Raw genomic sequence first — 15,715 nt, 5'->3', positions numbered from 1 at the left:
AACTGCCTGCGAGTCTACCGCGCCGGCCAGCACCGGCGTTTACAGGCGAGCGTCAACCACATTGCGCGGCCAGGCCGATTTCACGTCGTAGACCAGGCCATCAGGTGCCAGCAGCGCCTGGATCTGCGCCTCGCCCATCGCCTTGAAACGGGCGTGGGCCACCGCCAGCACCACCGCGTCGTAACGCCCCGCCTGCGGCTCGGGCCGCCAGTCCAGGCCTGCATCGGCCAGTGCCGCCGGGCCGACCCACGGGTCGCTGACCTCGACCTCGGCGCCGGCATCACGCAGGCGCTGCGCCAGCTCGAGCGCGCGGCTGTTGCGCAGGTCCGGGCAATCCTCCTTGAAGGTCACGCCCAGCACCAGGATGCGCGACTGTGCGGGTGCGCGGCCGCGTTCGGCCAGCATCGCCAGCACCCGCGACGCCACATGTTCACCGACGCGGTTGTTGACCTGCCGCGCAGTGTGGATCAGGTCGGGGTGGTAGCCCACGCTCTCGGACTTGTGCAGCAGGTAGTACGGGTCCACGCCGATGCAGTGGCCGCCGACAAGCCCCGGCCGGAAAGGCAGGAAGTTCCATTTGCTGCCGGCGGCATCGAGTACATCCTGGGTATCGATGCCGAGCCGGTCAAAGATCAGCGCCAGCTCATTGACCAGCGCGATGTTGACGTCACGCTGGATGTTCTCGACCACCTTGGCCGCTTCGGCCACGCGCATCGATGGCGCCGGGAAGGTCCCGGCGGCGATGATGCGCTGGTACAGGCCATCGATCACCGCCGCCACTTCCGGCGTCGAACCGGAAGTGATCTTGCGGATGTCGGCCAGACGCCGATGGCGGTCGCCGGGACTGACCCGTTCCGGGCTGTAACCGCAGTAGAAGTCCACGTTGAAGCGCAGCCCGGAGACCTGCTCCAGCAGCGGCACGCAGACTTCTTCGGTGGTGCCGGGATACACCGTGGATTCGTAGATCACCAGGTCGCCCGCGCGAAGATGGCTGGCGATCAGGCGCGTGGCCGAACGCAGCGGCTCCAGGTCGGGCTGCTCGTACGCATCGATCGGCGTCGGCACGGTGACGATGTAGACGTTGCAGGCATCCAGCAGGTCCGGCTCGCTGCCGTACTGCAGCAGTTGCGCACTGGCCAGCTCGTCGGCCTCCATTTCCAGCGTATGGTCCCGGCCATCGCGCAGCTCGGCGATGCGATCGGCATCGATGTCAAAGCCGAGGGTCGGCCAGTGCCGGCCGAAGGCCACGGCCAGCGGCAACCCGACGTAGCCCAGCCCGATCACCGCGAAACGCGGCGACTCCGCCGCCGACAGCGGCGCGCTCACTGGCGCATCCCGCGCAACCGATGAAATCGCATGCGCGCTGGCATGGCTTCGGCCGACCTGCTCATTCGCTGTACCACCCCGGGATGATCCACACCAGAAAGGCCCCAGCGTAACGGTCCGCGGGCCTCGCCGCCAAGGCGGGTCAGGAACCCAGCGCGACCGCCGCCGGCTCCAGTTCACCGTCGGCGCCGGTCCAGGCCTGCAGCAGCCGTTCGAAACCACCGCTGCCGAGCAGGAAGCCCGGCCACGCGGCGTCGACGATCTGTGCCAGCAGCTCCGCCTCGATGCGGCGGGTGCCCATCGACCAGCGCGGAAACGCCCGCTGCGCCACCGGTGCCCGGCACAGCACCTTCAGCTGGCCATGGCTGCGCGCGTTGACGATGCGCTGGTACACCGAATCGATGCCATCCTCCGGCCCTTCCAGGTACTGCAGGAAACGGCTGCCATCGAACATCAGCACACCGGTGACACCGGCTACCCGGTTGAATGCCGTGGCGTCGGCCAGCACGCGGTCAAGATCGGTTGTCCGCAGATCGGCGCGGGCCTCACTGGCATAGGCAATCGCGTGCAGCGACATCGGGCAGCTCCCCCCCTGGGAACAATGGCTTGGACTATGACATGAACGGGAGCGACAGTTAAGCATGCCGCCGCCGTTCCGCAATCCGGCCGGAAATGCGCAGCTGGGCTACAATCGGCGCCGCGCTGCAGGCCCGGATGGCGAAACTGGTAGACGCATCGGACTTAAAATCCGCCGGGGGCAACCCCATGCCGGTTCGATTCCGGCTCCGGGCACCACGCCTTTGGCACCCCGCAGCGTCAGATCGCACGCGAGTAGCGCGGCTGCTCATGCGCCGCACGCAGGTACGGATCGAAGCACATCGCCAGCAGCCGCAGCAGCGGCCGCCCCGGCTCGCTGGCGCGCACCACACCGTCGCGGTATTCGGCCAGCCCGTCTTCCTGCAGCCGCTGCACCGAGCGCAGGTCTTCGGCGAAGTACTGCTCGAATGCGATGCCATGGCGCTGCCCCAGCATGGCGCCGTCCACCTCGCCCTGGCACATCAGCTGCTGGATCAGTTCGGCGCGCAGCTGGTCGTCGGCACTCAACGCTACGCCACGCCAGACCGGCAACTGGCCCTGGTCCACCGCGTCCTCCCACGACGGCAGGTCGCGCGGGTTCTGGCTGTAGGTGGCACCGATGTGGCTGATCGCACTCACGCCCAGGCCCAGCAGATCGGTGTCGGCATGGGTGGTATAGCCCATGAAGTTGCGATGCAGCTGGCCGGCACGCTGCGCGCGCGAGAGATCTTCTTCCGGCAGCGCAAAATGATCCATGCCGATGTACTGGTAGCCTGCGGCCGAGAGCTTCTCCACCGCCAGGCCCAGCAGCGCCAGCTTGTCTTCCGGTGAAGGCAACCGGCGTTCATCGATCTGCTTCTGCGCGCGGAACAGATGCGGCAGATGCGCGTAGCCATACACCGCCAGGCGATCCGGGCGCAGCGCCAGCACCTGTTCGAGGGTGCGGCCGAATCCCTGCAGGCTCTGCCCCGGCAACCCATAGATCAGGTCGACGTTGACCGAACGCATGCCGCTGTCACGGCACGCACGCAGGATGTCCAGCGTCTGCTGCACGCCCTGCACGCGGTTAATCGATTCCTGTACCTGCGGATCGAAATCCTGCACGCCCAGGCTGGCCCGGTTGAAGCCCAGCCGTGCCAGCATCGCCACGTCATGGGTATCGATGAAGCGCGGATCGAGTTCGATCGAAAAATCGCGCTGCGGCGAATCGCTGAAGTCGAAGCGCCGGCGCAGGCCTTCCACCAGCGTGGTCATCGCCTCGGCATCGAGGAAGTTCGGCGTACCGCCGCCCAGATGCAGCTGGATGACCTCACGGCCATCCTCGAACTGCGGTGCCAGCAGATCGGCCTCGGCCAGCACGCGCGATACATAGCTGTGGCCACGACCGCGGTCGCGGGTGATCACCCGGTTGCAGCCGCAGTAGAAGCAGGGACTGGAACAGAACGGCACGTGCACGTACAGCGACAACGCGCGGGCCAGCCGGTTGCTGTCGGCGATTGCCTGGCGCAGCGCCGGTGCGTCGAAGCCATCGTGGAAGTGCGGTGCGGTCGGATACGAGGTGTAGCGCGGCCCTGGCCGGTCGTGCCGGCGCAGCAGGTCGGGGTCGAAGGTCCAGGCCAGGCCACCGGCGGCGGGAGAGAACGTGTCCATGCGACCAGCATCGCGCGGCCTGGCCGCAACCGCCTTGACCCAGATCAATCGCGGGCGGGGATCCCCAGCACCGGCAGGCCGACCTGTGGCCAGCGCAGCATCTGGTAGCGCTTCCAGAAGGTGTCACCGATGCGCGCGGCCACGTCGTTGGCCAGTTCCTGCATCGGCGCATTGCCGCACTCGGCAGTGGTGATGCGGAACAGCGCCAGCCAGCGATCAAACAGGTCCTTGTCCAGCTCGATGGCCATGTGCTTGGACATCGGCGAGCCCTTGAAACGGCGCGTACCGCGCAGCATCGCAGACCAGAAATCGACCAGCTGCGCCAGGTGTTCCGGCCAGTCGCGCACATGCGCGTCGAACACCGGCCCCAACCGTTCTTCCCCGCGCACGCGCGCATAGAAATCGTGGACCAGGCGGGTCACTTCCTGCTCGCTGCAAAGCTCGGCCGAAGCGACGGGAAGGACAGGCGGCGGTGTTGCGTTCATCGGGGCACCCAGGGCTTGCCGGCAGTGTGCCGCGACAGGCCGGCACCACCGTTGATCCAGATCAATGTCGGCGCGGTCCACTGCACCTAGGCTGGCACGCCTGCAGGAAACATGCCCTGCGGATGCTGCGCCGGCCTCGGCGGAGTATACGCGCCGCCCTCATTCCGATCCGGGAAAGCATGAACAGACCCTCTCCCAGCCGTCGCCAGCAGCTGATCCAGCACTGGGGTGCCATTCTCTGGCCAAGCTTCATCGCGGCCGGCGTGGCCAGCGTGGTGTTCTTCGCCTTCGTCGACCCGCTCCGGCTGCAGGCGATCAGCTTTCCGGCTACGCCGATCAGCCGCGAACTGGGCTACACGGCAGGCTTCTTCATGTTCTGGACGGTGACGGCACTGTCCAGCGCGGTCACCTGGTACCTGCAACGGCCCATGCCCGGCGACGACGACGACGAGCTGCCACTGGGATGACCACGAAGCCCACCCGCCCCTGGCGTTGGCGCGGCACGCTCAGCGTGCTCGTGCTGGCCCTGTTCTATGCCCTGCCGTGGCTGCGATGGGAGGGCCACCAGGCCGTGCTGCTGGACATCAACGCACGGCGCTTCGACCTGTTTGGCTGGACGCTGTGGCCAGGCGACGTCGGCGTGCTGATCGGGATGCTGGCCGTGATGGCGGTGGGGCTTGCACTGCTGACCCACCTGGCCGGACGCGTCTGGTGTGGCCATGCCTGCCCGCAGACGCTGTGGCGCCGTGCCTTCGACGGGATCGCACGCTGCATGGCCCGGGTGCTGCCGGTGCCGGCCGTAGGCCCCGCCACCCAGGTCGCCTGGGCGGTGCTCTCGCTGTGGACCGGCATCACCTTCGTCGGCCTGTTCAGCCCGATCAGCGAGCTGGTGGCAGCGGCACCGCGCGTCGGCTGGAGCGGCTGGGAAACGTTCTGGGTGCTGTTCTATGCCGCAGCCACCTGGGGCAATGCCGGCGTGCTGCGCGAACAGGTCTGCCGGTCGCTGTGCCCGTTTGCACGCATGCAGCCGTTGCTCACCGATCCGCATACTCCGCGGATGCTGTACGACGCACGCCGGGGCGAACCGCGCGGCGCACGCCCGTCCGGCCTCGGCGGCGTGCTGGGCCGCGGCCGCGGCCTGCTCGACCCGGTGACCGCCCAGGACTACGTGTTCCGCGCGGCACATCCGCTGCTGGCCGGACCCATGCCGACCTTCAGCGCAGACCGCCTGGGTGATTGCAGCGATTGTGCCGCCTGTGTCCGCGCCTGCCCGATGCAGCTGGACATCCGCCAGGGACCGCAGGCCGACTGCCTGGCCTGTGGCGCCTGTCTGGACGCCTGTGCGCAGGAACAGCACCAGGCCGGTTTCGGGCCGGGCCTGGTGCGCTACTGCAGTCCGCAGGCAATGGCCGGGCAACCGCGGCAGTGGTGGCGACCGCGGACCCTGGCACTGCTGTCGATGCTGCTGGCGCTGCTGGCCTGCGGCGCCTGGCGCCTGCTGTGAATCAACCGGTCAACGCGGCCCGCTGGCGTGCGGCGGAACCAGCTGCGCACGCCGTACGATGCCGAGCTGCTCGATGATGAGCGCCATTTCATTGGTGAATTCGGTGCGCTCGGTCCCCTGCGGAACCAGGCGGTCAAGCACCTGCTGGTAGGTATCCCAGAACGCCGGACCGCATCCGTGTTTGTGATAACTGGCTTCCAGTTCGCGGCGTACCCGTTCAGCCAAGCCATGCATGCCGTATTCCATACGACCTCCGTTGGACTTGTTCTGCATCGTTGACGGTCTACCGACTCACTTGCGAGCTACTGAAAGACTCCCGGGCTTCACGTCCGGTTGATCCCAATTAGTCACAGATTTCACGACAGGTCAATTACATACGGCGACTTTCGTGATTGAAATTATTAATCGTTCACGAAAGTACATACGGGGAGGCGGGTTCCCCGGATGGGCTGGACCCGACACAGCCTTCCATCCTCCATCCGCCGCTCCGTTAGGCATCGTCGATGGTCAATCCCGTGCCCATCGAACTTTCCTATGTTGCTAAGCATACTTTGCAAATGGCCCATGGGGTGTTGCATGCGACAAAAGGCGGCGTAACTCACGCCTGTTCGGGCTGTGTTGCCTGAGTTGCAGGGAACAGGTTGGGGTATCGCTGATGCAGGATGTATTGACGTAGCGCAGGAATCGGGAAATCCCGAGGCCATTGCGACACTGCGGATCGGCTTATGCCAAAGAAGCGCGCCAGTTCGGCGTCGGTCCGGAAACCCAGCCGGGTGCGCACCTGCCGCTTGCTCCAGAAATCGGTCACGGTCGGTCCTTCTGTTAACCAGACTTATTCTTGGAACAAGGGTTCTTTGCGATCCACGCGTTAAGCTGGCTTGCATAGATGAATACTCTCGGCCAACGACTCGCCATTGCCATGAAGAAAGCCGGCCACCCGCGCCCGGCCGATCTGGCCCGCGCCGCCGCTTCGACGACGGCAACCATCAGCAACTGGCTCAACGACCATGTCAGCCCCGCCCACGTGAAGGCCGAACAGCTGTTCCGCATCGCCGATGCGGCCAAGCTGGACGCGCGCGAACTGCTGTACGGCGTGGGCGGGCTTGGCGTCGGTGAGCGGGGCAACACCTATATCCCCAGCCAGGCCCACCTGGATGTCTGGCAGGACGCCTACGAACTGGTCAGCCACCTGGTGGAGGAGAAAGGGCTGGAGATCGACCATCGCCGCCACGCGGCCCTGGACCTGCTGGCCTTCGAGCTGCTGATGGACGGCTTCAGCCGCAGCAAGGTCATCCGGGTGCTGACGACCTCCATGACGTGAATGCACCGCCGCTGGTAGCATGGTCGGCGATGGGGATGGGGCTCCCCCGATAACCGCCTGAACGGCTGATGGCTCCTGCCAGGACGAACCGGCGTTCGTCGATGGCAGGCGGTGCCTGCCCTCGGCGTTCGCCATCGAATCAGCGAACCCGCACCCGAGGCACGTGATGCACGCACTGAACAACTACCTCCTGGTTTTCATCGGCGGCGGGCTCGGCGCCTGCGTTCGCCACGCCTGCAACCTGATGGGTGCGCGGGTGGCCGCTGGCAGTCCGTGGCCCTGGTCGACCTTCCTGATCAACATCAGCGGTGCGCTGCTGATGGGCGCGCTGGTCGAGGCCTTCGCCCTGCGCAACGGCGCGTCACCGCAGCTGCGCCTGCTGTTGGCCACCGGCATCCTCGGCGGCTACACCACGTTCTCCACCTACGCGCTGGAAATCGGCGTGCTGCTGCAGCGCGGGCAGCACGGCCTGGCCGCGCTGTATGCCGGCGGCTCGGTGGCACTGGGCCTGGTCGGCCTGTTCGCTGGCATGAAGCTGGCCCGGCTGGTGCTGGGCTGAGGCTCAGGCCGCGCCCGCGCGCGCCTGCCCCCGCCACTCCCGCGGCGACTGCCCGGTGTGCGCCTTGAACGCGCGCGACAGTGCCGCCTCGCTGCCATACCCCACCTCGTCGGCAATCCGCTTCAACGGACGCCCCTGACGCAGTGCCTGCTGCGCCAGGCCCACCCGCCAGCCCTGCAGGTACTGGCCCGGCGTGGTGCCCATGGCTTCGCGGAAGCTGGAGGCGAACACGCTGCGTGACATGCCGGCGACCTCGGCCAGGTCTTCCAGGGTCCACGACTGCGCCGGCGCCTCATGCATTGCCACCAATGCCAGCCGCAGCCGCGGATGACCCAGCCCGGCGAACAGGCCACCCCGCATCTCGCCCCCTTCCATCAGCTGGCGCAGCACCTGGATCATCACCACCTCGAACAATCGGTTGACCATCGCCGCACGCCCGCAGCGCTGCTCGAAGGCTTCTTCGAACAGCAGCTCCAGCGCGGCATTGCCGCCATGCAGATCCGTCAGTGGCATGCAGATGAAATCGGGCAACGCCGCGCTGATCGGGCTGAGCCGGCCGCCCTCGAAATGCAGGCTTGCGCAGGCCATGTCGGCGCCGTGCTGCGGATCGGTAACGAAGCGGTGCGGCAGCGGCCGCGGATACAGCAGCAGGCTCGGCACCTCGACCTGCACGGTATGCGGCCCATGCGTGACCTGGAGCGGGCCTCGCCTTACCAAATGCAGTTGGCAGGCCTCATCCTCGCCGTCCAGCGTGTTGATGCCGCACAGCGCGCCGGCATGGAACACCGAGGCGGTGACCGCGAAACGTTCCAGCAGAATGGCAAGGCGGTCGACCATGACGGGACTCCGGGTCAAGCGAGGCGAACTCAATGCGACAGATCGTATCGAAATCGGCGATTGAGTGGGCGGCAGCGGCTGAGTGATCCGTCTCGAATTGATGCAGCTGCGCCAGCATGACGACGGCCGCCTGGTGCTGACCGCCCTGTCCTCTGGCCAGAACACCACCGACGTCAACGCCATCCGGGGCGCGATGGATGCCCTCCTTGGTGGATTCCACTACCCGGGAGAGCGCCGTATGCAACCCGCCTTCCCGGGTGGGTTGCTTGGCCGTGATGACCGCGCGCTACCCCGCCTTCCCGAAAGGAATGCGGATAATCGATGCGGTGCTGTGCAGGGCCATGCCGCCAGCATGGAGCGCAGTACGCCCGACCGGCAATGCCCTGCGGCAGTGCAGCGCGCGCAAGGTAGTGCGGGGATCTATGCTCGGCGCCATTCCCGCATGGAATGGCCCCGATGCCCGCCTTGCTTCGATGTGTTCTTGCCCTCTGCCTGCTGCCTTGGATGACATCGCTGGCTGCACCACCGCCAGCAACACGCACGCTCAGCGGCGAGCTGCAGGGCGCACCGTGGCGGCTGGATGTACCGGCCAATTGGAACGGCGACCTGGTGATGCTGGCCCATGGCTACGAACCGGTCGGCGTGCCGCGCACCGCACCCATGGCGGCCAATGACAGCACCGCGCCACTGCTGGCAGCAGGTTACGCCGTCGCGCAGAGCGCCTATGCCAGCCAGGGCTGGGCAGTGGTCGATGCGATCACCGATACGGAACGCCTGCGCCAGCAGGCAGTGGGTGAACTCAAGCATGTCCGCCACACCTGGATGCTGGGATTCTCGATGGGCGGTGCCGTGACCATCGGCAGCCTCGAGCGCTTCCCACAACACTACGCAGGCGGTGTGTCGCTGTGCGGCGCCAATCTCAGTGGCGAACAGATCGCGTCCGATCTGCTGACCACGCTGGTCGCATTCGACTACTTCTTCCCCAAGGCCGATGGGCTACCGCCCGCCGGCCTGGTATCGCGCGAAGCCGCCGCGCTGCCACAGGGCGAGTTGTACCAGGGCATCGCCAATGCGCTGCAGCGCGATCCGCCGCACGCCGCAGTACTGGCGCGGCGGCTGCAGGTCTCGCCTGATGCACTGGCCGGCACGATCAGCCTGCACGCGCTGGTCCTGCACCAACTGGCTACACGGAGCGGCGGCATGCCGATCGGCAACATCGGCATGATCTACAGCGGATTCGGTGATGACGCCGCGTTCAATGCCGGCGTGCAGCGCATCGATCCCGTGCCTGCGGCGCAGGCGCAAGTGCGCAGCACGCTGGCAATGACCGGCGCACTGAAGCGACCGCTGGTGATCCAGTTCAACCACAACGACCCGACCATCGTGCCGCACATGCAGACGGTGTATCCGCAATTGGCCGCACGGGCTGGCGCACGCCCGCTGCCACGCGTGCTGCCGCCGGTGGGCGAAAGTCACTGCGGTTTTTCTGGAGCGCAGGTGGTCGACGCCTTGAAGGCAGTGCAACGCTGAGTCCAGCGCGTGCCGCAACGCATCGCATCAAGTACCTGCCGGAAGGGGCTGCTCTGGTGGCAGGGGGCGTTCAACCGCCGGGGCCTCGGCCTGACCCGCAGGGTGCTGCACGATGCACGCGGCCCGATCGGCATCCAGGGCCAGGCGCTGACCGCGTGAGCGCAACGATGACGGCCCTAATCAGCCGCCCAGCGTGCCCATCGTGAAGGTGTAGCCCGAGCTCATCAGGAATTCGCGCATGCGCATTTCCGCGCGCCGCGGTGAGGCCAGGTTGGCCGGCGCATACAGGGCATACACCAGGCCCGACCCTTCGATATGCTCGCGGCGCACCCCGCAGCGGGCGGTTTCCGAGGCGATGACCCATCCGTCCTTCAGCCGATCCGGGCCAATGGATTGCCCGTTCTTCAAGCGGAAGGTCAACCAGCGCACATCTGCCGTGACTTTGCTCATTTCCGTATCGCTCCCTGGCTGGAGCGATACCTGGTGCCCTTGCTCGCCATTGCAGCTCCCTGAGACGTGGAGCCCGACCATAGCGCCTTCCCATGTCGTGGGCGGCTGAGACTGGCCGCCACGGCGCGGCCAACTGCCGCAGGGGACCCCCGTCGCGTCGGAAAGGGTGGCAGCCAAGAGCGCCGTGCCCGCGCAGTTCGCAGGCACTGGATGGGCCTTATGCGGTGCGGGCGATGCCTTGGTTGAGGGCGTGCAGTGCATCGGCCAGCGCCTGGATTTCGGTGCGCAAGGCCAGCCGCTGCAGCCATCTCTCAGGGATGCCGCGCGCGCCATGGAATGCGCCCGCCAGCTGCCCGGCGATGGCGGCCGTGGTGTCGGCATCCTCGCCAAGATTGGCCGCCTCGAGTACGACGGCTTCAAAGGTATCGTGGCGATCAAAGCACCAGAGCGCAGCTTCCAGACTGTCGACAACATAGCCATTGCCACGGATCTGCTCACGCGTCGCATCACGATAGCCGCCCGCTGCGATCTGCTGCAGCCGCGCGCTCTCGACGGGAACATCGCTGAGATCCAGCACTCCGTCGCGGGCGCTCCCCGCCAGCGCCCGCTCCAGCGCGACGGCCAGCAGGCGGCACGCCTCCAGGCACTCCTGCGCAGCGTGCGTGGTTCGCGAACTCAACGCGGCCATGGCCTGCAGATCGGGGGTCCCGGCGTAGCGCAACGCGACCGGCGCCAAACGCATGATCGAGCCATTGCCAGCGCTGCGCGGGTCGTCACTTCCCGCCAGCGGATGGCCATCCTGCAGGAACCGGTCGATGGCAGCCCGTGTCGCCATGCCGATATCGAAACACTCCCCGGTCGCACTCCAGTAACCATGCCGGTACCAGTTGGCGTAGCGGTTCATCTGATCGCGCGCGTCGAAAGTTTCGCAACGCACCAGGCTCTCGGCCAGGCACATCGCCATGGAGGTATCGTCGGTCCACTGCCCCGGCTGCAGGTGGAACGGCCCGCCACCCACCATGTCGGTGATCGGGGTGAAGCTGCCACGAGGCTTGAACTCCAGCGTGGTACCGACGGCATCGCCGCACGCGAGGCCGAGCAACGCACCCCGGAAGTGATCAATCTGGTTCATCAGGCAAGTGTAGCGCCGCCGCCTCCGCCATGACTGGCCGCCAGGCCGCGCAACGATCGCGCGAGCGGGAAAGCGATCGCAGCCAACAAAAAAGCCCTGACCGGAGTCAGGGCTTTTCAATTGGAGGCCTCAAGCGGAATCGAACCGCTGTAAACGGATTTGCAATCCGCGAACAGTTCTAAATTTTCAATTACTTGACATTGAGCGATACCCAATCTGCCACCCGATTTCATCGCGTATCAATCGAATCCAACGATAGTAGATAACGAAAATTAGGGATTCGAAACCAACTTGCCAGCTGTTGATCGCTTCCATCCAAGGCCTTGCCTCCGCTGCTGCCCGACGGCAAGCTGGGCACCTTCACCATCATCACCGGTGACAGCAGCAACGTCTCAGCCGGCATCCACGACCGCATGCCCGTCGAGCTGCAGGCCAGCCAAGATCGATGAGTGGATGGCAGCCAGCCCCGCTGACGCCTTGGCGATGCTGCTGGCCCGCGAGCCGCCGGCGAGGGAGGCTTACCGGGCCAGCCGCGCGCTGAACATCCCGCAGAACAACCGCAAGGACCTGCTGGTGCAACTCGAGTGACACAGGGCGTAGCCCGACTCAACTCTTTCGCAGGGCGGCTCAAGCGCTGCGTTTGAGCTGCCTACTACCGCTTCGAAGTTGATCTACCTTATACGATGCGAATCGCGCTTTAGAAGCGCGGACTTCGAAATGCTACCATCCAGACGTCACTTCATAGGGATGTAAAGCATGGGTGGTTTCAGCATCTGGCATTGGATCATCCTACTGGCGGTCATCCTGATTCCAGTAGGCATCATTGCGGTAGTGCTCAGCATCCTGCGTCGCCGCAAGAAGTGAGGCGTCATTCACGAGCACAAATAAGGAGGGGCCGCGACTGCGGCCCCTCCTTCTGTAGATGGTGATCTACCACTCCATCAACGGATCATGTATTCAACAGCGCAAACCTTAGCGACGCCGGCGCCGCTACAGGTAATCGCTTTGACAGTCCCCGTTGAAGACGGACCAGACGCTGACATGGTTGCACCGAGGCCTTGGAGATGGGTGACCATACGCGCGAGATTCTCGCCACCGTAATCGGTCCAAGTACCATTGACCTGTTGAATATCGGTCGGAATCAGCTGCCCTGCAGCGGTTCGCTCGCTACCGACTTCAGACTGTCCGTTCTGATGTTCGAGGTTCACGATAACAACAACCGAGGAGCCGTCCTTAAACACGACCTTCATAATGATGCGCGCCTGGTCGCGCAGACCTGTGTAGTTCGTAACGTGCTGGAGCAGGTCGGCCATTGCCGTGAAAACGTCGGTTCCGACCACTTTGGAAATAACATCCGTGCTCCCCGTCGCAGTTTCGACCATTGCACGGAGGTTGTAGTCCGATACGTACTCGTAGGCCGTCATGCCACTCGCGCTCGGATTGAGGCCAAGGGTCGCTATAGGCACGATGAACGTGGGGCGCAGTGTGCCACCACCAACGACCTGCACGCGATGAGCGCGATTCACCTCTTCAACTGCGCCCGCCGGTGGCGTCTGCCGCATAACCACAGGTCCGGCGGATCTCGGCTCAATACCGCCACCGCCACCGCCACCAGAGCTTGTACCAACGTAGTACTGCTGAATCTGATTGTCAGTGACATTGAAAATCAGGTGAGTCCCGGGCCCCAGGCGAACGGCCTCAGCGCGATAGTCACCATCAATTCGACAGGTTTCGCATCGTACAGCGGCAGCATTCACATCGGCGACAAGGACGCCAAACCCAGCGAATCCAAGCATCCCAGCAAGAGCGTACTTCAACAGCATTGTCTCTCTCCATGTTAGACCAATCAGCTATCGAGGCTTCGGTCCCTCGAAAGCCCAATCGATACTATCCGAATCGCGCCGAAAGAATAAATGGCCGCTAATCCCGCCGCTATCGCGAGGGCGACATGGCCACAGCCAATTCCGGGGGCTGAGATCAACCGTGTTGCGGCGTGACCCACCCCGAAAAACCGGGCCAGCGTGAAGTAGAGACTTCGCCCCGCACGGGCCCCTTGGATCACGGGGAATCAGGCGATGAAGAAATCCTGTTTTACCGAGGAGCAGATTGCCTACGCGCTCATGCAGGTCGAGCTCGGGGTGGCGGTCGGTTAGGTGTGCCGCAAGCTGGGCATTGCGGAGGCGACGTTCTACGTGTGGCGCAGGAAGTGCGGCGGGTTGGGTCCGCCCGAACTCAAGTGGCTGCGGTTGCTGGAGGAGGAAAACAGCAAGCTCAAGCAGTTGGTGGCCAGCCTCAGCCTAAACAAAGCATGCTGCAGGATGTGGTCACAAAAAAGCTCTGAGGCCTGCCCAGAAGCGTGCCTGAGTGGAGCTGCTGCAGGAGCGATTTGGCAGCAGTGAGCGGCGTGCGCTGCAGATCGTGTCGATGTCGCGCTCGGCATTTTCCTACACGCCCAAGGCGCGTGACGGTAGTGCTATCGGTCGACGGGTGCATGAGATTACTCAGACGCGGATTCACTAGGGCTGTGAGCGCGTGCACGTGATACTGCGCCGGGAGGATTGGCGGGATAACCACAAGCGTGTGCATCGCGTCTACAAGGAAGAAGGCCTGTCTTTACGGCACTGCCGGCCGCGCCGCAGCCGGAGCAGTCGTCGCCGCTTACCTCGGCCAGCGCACCGATAGCATCCGACGGCGCGCTACCGTCATAGAACCAAGCGCCAGACCGGGCGGGGCAGCAGCCGCGCCAGCTTGATCGTGTACTACCCGTAGTCACCCCGGCGTCGCTTGGTTGCCATCCCCTCTCAAACTCACGTAAACGCACTTGGCACGTGTCAGCGCGAGCTTGCCACCTGAAAACGGGTGGAAGGCCAATGTATCCAGGCGCGAATCAAGGAATTCTGGCTGCGCTGCCGAACGCCAGGCAAATAAAAAGCCCTGACCGGAGTCAGGGCTTTTCAATTGGAGGCCTCAAGCGGAATCGAACCGCTGTAAACGGATTTGCAATCCGGTGCATAGCCACTCTGCCATGAGGCCAACGTACTGCACGCCAGGAACACTGCCCTGACAAGACAAAACCCCAAGATGGGGCCTGTCGGAACATGGAGCGGGAAACGAGACTCGAACTCGCGACCTCAACCTTGGCAAGGTTGCGCTCTACCAACTGAGCTATTCCCGCGTAAGCCGACATGGTACCGGAAATCCGGGACACACACCAGCGATTTCACCTTTCTGACTGCGCGCAGAGCCTTGTGGCCCAACGTGCCCCGCCTTGCCGTGGCGGGAGAAAAACAAGGCCCCTGTCGGGGCCCTGTAGAATCTGGAGCGGGAAACGAGACTCGAACTCGCGACCTCAACCTTGGCAAGGTTGCGCTCTACCAACTGAGCTATTCCCGCAGATTCTTCGACCTGCGTCGAAGGAGCGCCATTGTGTCCAAATTCCTTCACGCCGTCAACAGTCTTCACATCATGCGGTCACGGGCGTCCGCAGTGGGGTACGCTGCCCCGCCCGGCCCCGTTCACCCATGCTCCTTCGCGGCACGCCCCTGTTGATCGCCCTGCTGCTGCATCTGCTGGTGGCCCTGCTGTACTGGGCACTGATGCCGATGGGAATGAACTGGTATCGCGACCATTTCGGCTTTGCTTCACATCGTGACATCGGCTTGGGCATCGCCCAGTTCCATCTGTTCTGGATGTTCATTGGCGCCCAGCCGCTGATCGCGGTGCTGCGGCCGCTGTTTGCCAAGCTGCTGGTGCTGGCGATTCCCCTGGCGTTCGCGAGCTGGACACTGATGCACAACCATCCGCTGCGCCTGCTGTACTTCACCCTCGGGCCCGGCCTGCTGGCACTGGCCGCGATCGCCATTTCCGCGTGGTATGCATCACACAACCGCCTGCTTGCCACCACGGACACCACCAATGCCTAGACGCTACGTCCGCCTGTTCTGGCTGCTGGTTTCATTGACCTGGCTGGCGCTGATCGCGGCCTTGGTCAACGCCGGTTTCACCCCGGACTACTGGCTGCTGCACCACCTGGAAGGTACCGATTCGCCCTACCCGACCAGCACTGTCATCGTGTTCGCGTTGCTGGGCACGGTCGAACTGGTGGTGGCCGCCTTGATCGTGCGGCCGTGGAGACTGAAACGCCTGTGGCTGCGCCTGCTGATCGCCTTCGCCCTGCTGCTGCTGTGGTCGGTGCCGTGGATGCTGTCGGCGATGCACCAGCCGCCGGTACAAGGCATGCACCTGCTGTGGCTGCTGCTGTTGGACGTGGGCCTGCTGCTGGCGCTGTGCGGGGTGTCGGCGGTGAGCGCATGGCGGGCGTTCAGGCGGCCGCCACAACGCTAGG

21 protein-coding genes, 4 tRNA genes and 1 riboswitch are annotated in these 15,715 nt (G+C 64.8%); of the genes, 12 read left to right on the top strand and 13 right to left on the bottom strand.

Going from position 1 to position 15,715, the window contains the following annotated elements; genetic code table 11:
* Positions 1-39 precede the first annotated feature (39 nt).
* Both NSQ78_RS08210 and NSQ78_RS08205 read right to left on the bottom strand, forming a co-directional pair.
* Entirely contained in the window at positions 40-1,326 is a 1,287-nt protein-coding gene (locus NSQ78_RS08210; protein WP_064238079.1) for a nucleotide sugar dehydrogenase, read from the bottom strand.
* A gap of 142 nt (positions 1,327-1,468) precedes the next feature.
* Positions 1,469-1,903 (bottom strand): BLUF domain-containing protein, encoded by a 435-nt coding sequence (locus NSQ78_RS08205; RefSeq protein ID WP_049468552.1) that lies wholly within the window; start codon positions 1,901-1,903, stop codon positions 1,469-1,471.
* A 131-nt stretch (positions 1,904-2,034) separates the two neighbouring features.
* On the opposite strand from NSQ78_RS08205, the gene NSQ78_RS08200 reads away from it, so the two are divergent.
* Positions 2,035-2,121 (top strand) — tRNA-Leu (locus tag NSQ78_RS08200).
* Positions 2,122-2,142: 21 nt separating this feature from the next.
* Here the strand turns inward: NSQ78_RS08200 and hemN are convergent.
* Together hemN and NSQ78_RS08190 are read right to left on the bottom strand one after the other, a co-directional pair.
* Positions 2,143-3,552, bottom strand: a complete 1,410-nt coding sequence (gene hemN, locus NSQ78_RS08195; protein WP_053463579.1) for an oxygen-independent coproporphyrinogen III oxidase — start codon at positions 3,550-3,552, stop codon at positions 2,143-2,145.
* A gap of 44 nt (positions 3,553-3,596) precedes the next feature.
* Positions 3,597-4,037, bottom strand: a complete 441-nt coding sequence (locus tag NSQ78_RS08190; protein WP_049468550.1) for a group III truncated hemoglobin — start codon at positions 4,035-4,037, stop codon at positions 3,597-3,599.
* 179 nt (positions 4,038-4,216) lie between these two features.
* Here NSQ78_RS08190 and NSQ78_RS08185 point away from each other — a divergent pair, with 179 nt between their 5' ends.
* Positions 4,217-4,504 carry a hypothetical protein gene (locus NSQ78_RS08185; protein ID WP_049468548.1) on the top strand — a complete coding sequence of 96 codons (288 nt, stop codon included), beginning with the start codon at positions 4,217-4,219 and terminating at the stop codon, positions 4,502-4,504.
* Positions 4,501-5,541 carry a 4Fe-4S dicluster domain-containing protein gene (locus NSQ78_RS08180; RefSeq protein ID WP_064238077.1) on the top strand — a complete coding sequence of 347 codons (1,041 nt, stop codon included), beginning with the start codon at positions 4,501-4,503 and terminating at the stop codon, positions 5,539-5,541. The genes NSQ78_RS08185 and NSQ78_RS08180 overlap by 4 nt, the downstream gene beginning before the upstream one ends.
* Positions 5,542-5,550: 9 nt before the next feature.
* On the opposite strand, the gene NSQ78_RS08175 is transcribed toward NSQ78_RS08180, so the two are convergent.
* Together NSQ78_RS08175 and NSQ78_RS08170 are read right to left on the bottom strand one after the other, a co-directional pair.
* Positions 5,551-5,787, bottom strand: coding sequence for a hypothetical protein (locus NSQ78_RS08175; RefSeq protein ID WP_049468543.1), 237 nt, complete (start codon positions 5,785-5,787; stop codon positions 5,551-5,553).
* Positions 5,788-6,139: 352 nt separating this feature from the next.
* The gene (locus NSQ78_RS08170; protein ID WP_080375681.1) at positions 6,140-6,349 is read right to left on the bottom strand and encodes a hypothetical protein; all 210 of its coding nucleotides are present in this window, start codon (positions 6,347-6,349) and stop codon (positions 6,140-6,142) included.
* Between the two features lie 111 nt (positions 6,350-6,460).
* On the opposite strand from NSQ78_RS08170, the gene NSQ78_RS08165 reads away from it, so the two are divergent.
* Positions 6,461-6,862, top strand: a complete 402-nt coding sequence (locus NSQ78_RS08165; RefSeq protein WP_049468541.1) for a hypothetical protein — start codon at positions 6,461-6,463, stop codon at positions 6,860-6,862.
* A gap of 22 nt (positions 6,863-6,884) precedes the next feature.
* Positions 6,885-6,947, top strand: a riboswitch (Fluoride riboswitch).
* Positions 6,948-7,028: 81 nt separating this feature from the next.
* The gene (gene crcB, locus NSQ78_RS08160; protein WP_064238075.1) at positions 7,029-7,421 is read left to right on the top strand and encodes a fluoride efflux transporter CrcB; all 393 of its coding nucleotides are present in this window, start codon (positions 7,029-7,031) and stop codon (positions 7,419-7,421) included.
* A 3-nt stretch (positions 7,422-7,424) separates the two neighbouring features.
* Here the strand turns inward: crcB and NSQ78_RS08155 are convergent, their stop codons facing one another.
* On the bottom strand, positions 7,425-8,258 hold the full coding sequence (locus tag NSQ78_RS08155) for an AraC family transcriptional regulator (RefSeq protein WP_339208342.1): 834 nt from the start codon (positions 8,256-8,258) through the stop codon (positions 7,425-7,427).
* 82 nt (positions 8,259-8,340) lie between these two features.
* Here NSQ78_RS08155 and NSQ78_RS08150 point away from each other — a divergent pair, with 82 nt between their 5' ends.
* From NSQ78_RS08150 to NSQ78_RS08140, 3 genes are read left to right on the top strand one after another with little or no spacing between them, the layout of a single operon-like run.
* Positions 8,341-8,766: a hypothetical protein gene (locus tag NSQ78_RS08150; protein ID WP_223224863.1), complete on the top strand. Its 426-nt coding sequence runs from the start codon at positions 8,341-8,343 to the stop codon at positions 8,764-8,766.
* Complete coding sequence (locus NSQ78_RS08145; protein ID WP_064238070.1) at positions 8,715-9,788, top strand: hypothetical protein; 1,074 nt, start codon at positions 8,715-8,717, stop codon at positions 9,786-9,788. The genes NSQ78_RS08150 and NSQ78_RS08145 overlap by 52 nt, the downstream gene beginning before the upstream one ends.
* 9 nt (positions 9,789-9,797) lie before the next feature.
* Positions 9,798-9,947 (top strand): hypothetical protein, encoded by a 150-nt coding sequence (locus tag NSQ78_RS08140; RefSeq protein WP_193405555.1) that lies wholly within the window; start codon positions 9,798-9,800, stop codon positions 9,945-9,947.
* A gap of 21 nt (positions 9,948-9,968) precedes the next feature.
* Here NSQ78_RS08140 and NSQ78_RS08135 read toward each other — a convergent pair whose 3' ends face one another.
* Positions 9,969-10,238 (bottom strand): hypothetical protein, encoded by a 270-nt coding sequence (locus tag NSQ78_RS08135; RefSeq protein ID WP_005415995.1) that lies wholly within the window; start codon positions 10,236-10,238, stop codon positions 9,969-9,971.
* Between the two features lie 217 nt (positions 10,239-10,455).
* A complete protein-coding gene (locus tag NSQ78_RS08130) occupies positions 10,456-11,370 on the bottom strand; it encodes an ADP-ribosylglycohydrolase family protein (protein ID WP_064238067.1) in 915 nt (304 codons plus the stop codon).
* 323 nt (positions 11,371-11,693) lie between these two features.
* Between NSQ78_RS08130 and NSQ78_RS08125 the strand changes: the two genes are divergently transcribed.
* Positions 11,694-11,819 (top strand): SOS response-associated peptidase, encoded by a 126-nt coding sequence (locus tag NSQ78_RS08125; RefSeq protein ID WP_223224861.1) that lies wholly within the window; start codon positions 11,694-11,696, stop codon positions 11,817-11,819.
* Between the two features lie 4 nt (positions 11,820-11,823).
* A complete protein-coding gene (locus NSQ78_RS08120; protein WP_262089139.1) occupies positions 11,824-11,958 on the top strand; it encodes a hypothetical protein in 135 nt (44 codons plus the stop codon).
* A gap of 353 nt (positions 11,959-12,311) precedes the next feature.
* Here NSQ78_RS08120 and NSQ78_RS08115 read toward each other — a convergent pair whose 3' ends face one another.
* The 4 genes from NSQ78_RS08115 to NSQ78_RS08100 all read right to left on the bottom strand — a co-directional run bounded on the left by NSQ78_RS08115 (position 12,312) and on the right by NSQ78_RS08100 (position 14,763).
* A complete protein-coding gene (locus tag NSQ78_RS08115) occupies positions 12,312-13,193 on the bottom strand; it encodes a hypothetical protein (protein ID WP_223224862.1) in 882 nt (293 codons plus the stop codon).
* Positions 13,194-14,329: 1,136 nt separating this feature from the next.
* A tRNA-Cys gene (locus NSQ78_RS08110) sits at positions 14,330-14,403 on the bottom strand.
* Between the two features lie 66 nt (positions 14,404-14,469).
* Positions 14,470-14,545: transfer RNA gene (locus NSQ78_RS08105), tRNA-Gly, on the bottom strand.
* Between the two features lie 142 nt (positions 14,546-14,687).
* Positions 14,688-14,763: transfer RNA gene (locus NSQ78_RS08100), tRNA-Gly, on the bottom strand.
* A gap of 128 nt (positions 14,764-14,891) precedes the next feature.
* On the opposite strand from NSQ78_RS08100, the gene NSQ78_RS08095 reads away from it, so the two are divergent.
* On the top strand, positions 14,892-15,293 hold the full coding sequence (locus NSQ78_RS08095) for a hypothetical protein (protein ID WP_064238063.1): 402 nt from the start codon (positions 14,892-14,894) through the stop codon (positions 15,291-15,293).
* A complete protein-coding gene (locus NSQ78_RS08090; RefSeq protein WP_064238060.1) occupies positions 15,286-15,714 on the top strand; it encodes a hypothetical protein in 429 nt (142 codons plus the stop codon). Before NSQ78_RS08095 ends, NSQ78_RS08090 begins: the two co-directional genes overlap by 8 nt.
* Position 15,715: the final 1 nt, after the last annotated feature.

The sequence above is a fragment of the Stenotrophomonas sp. FSL W7-1447 genome, from assembly GCF_037966425.1.
Classification (GTDB): Bacteria; Pseudomonadota; Gammaproteobacteria; order Xanthomonadales; family Xanthomonadaceae; genus Stenotrophomonas; species Stenotrophomonas pavanii.
This window is presented reverse-complemented; position numbering and strand designations above follow the sequence as displayed.

Excerpts from the sequence above, each read along its gene's own strand:
- NSQ78_RS08120 (WP_262089139.1), top strand. The coding sequence starts at position 11,824 with ATGGCAGCCAGCCCCGCTGACGCCTTGGCGATGCTGCTGGCCCGCGAG.
- NSQ78_RS08095 (WP_064238063.1), top strand. The coding sequence starts at position 14,892 with ATGCTCCTTCGCGGCACGCCCCTGTTGATCGCCCTGCTGCTGCATCTG.
- NSQ78_RS08190 (WP_049468550.1), bottom strand. The coding sequence starts at position 4,037 with ATGAACGCAACACCGCCGCCTGTCCTTCCCGTCGCTTCGGCCGAGCTT.
- NSQ78_RS08145 (WP_064238070.1), top strand. The coding sequence starts at position 8,715 with ATGCCCGCCTTGCTTCGATGTGTTCTTGCCCTCTGCCTGCTGCCTTGG.
- NSQ78_RS08155 (WP_339208342.1), bottom strand. The coding sequence starts at position 8,258 with ATGGTCGACCGCCTTGCCATTCTGCTGGAACGTTTCGCGGTCACCGCC.
- NSQ78_RS08205 (WP_049468552.1), bottom strand. The coding sequence starts at position 1,903 with ATGTCGCTGCACGCGATTGCCTATGCCAGTGAGGCCCGCGCCGATCTG.
- NSQ78_RS08090 (WP_064238060.1), top strand. The coding sequence starts at position 15,286 with ATGCCTAGACGCTACGTCCGCCTGTTCTGGCTGCTGGTTTCATTGACC.
- NSQ78_RS08165 (WP_049468541.1), top strand. The coding sequence starts at position 6,461 with ATGAAGAAAGCCGGCCACCCGCGCCCGGCCGATCTGGCCCGCGCCGCC.
- hemN (WP_053463579.1), bottom strand. The coding sequence starts at position 3,552 with ATGGACACGTTCTCTCCCGCCGCCGGTGGCCTGGCCTGGACCTTCGAC.
- crcB (WP_064238075.1), top strand. The coding sequence starts at position 7,029 with ATGCACGCACTGAACAACTACCTCCTGGTTTTCATCGGCGGCGGGCTC.
- NSQ78_RS08130 (WP_064238067.1), bottom strand. The coding sequence starts at position 11,370 with ATGAACCAGATTGATCACTTCCGGGGTGCGTTGCTCGGCCTCGCGTGC.
- NSQ78_RS08115 (WP_223224862.1), bottom strand. The coding sequence starts at position 13,193 with ATGCTGTTGAAGTACGCTCTTGCTGGGATGCTTGGATTCGCTGGGTTT.
- NSQ78_RS08180 (WP_064238077.1), top strand. The coding sequence starts at position 4,501 with ATGACCACGAAGCCCACCCGCCCCTGGCGTTGGCGCGGCACGCTCAGC.
- NSQ78_RS08185 (WP_049468548.1), top strand. The coding sequence starts at position 4,217 with ATGAACAGACCCTCTCCCAGCCGTCGCCAGCAGCTGATCCAGCACTGG.
- NSQ78_RS08135 (WP_005415995.1), bottom strand. The coding sequence starts at position 10,238 with ATGAGCAAAGTCACGGCAGATGTGCGCTGGTTGACCTTCCGCTTGAAG.
- NSQ78_RS08175 (WP_049468543.1), bottom strand. The coding sequence starts at position 5,787 with ATGGAATACGGCATGCATGGCTTGGCTGAACGGGTACGCCGCGAACTG.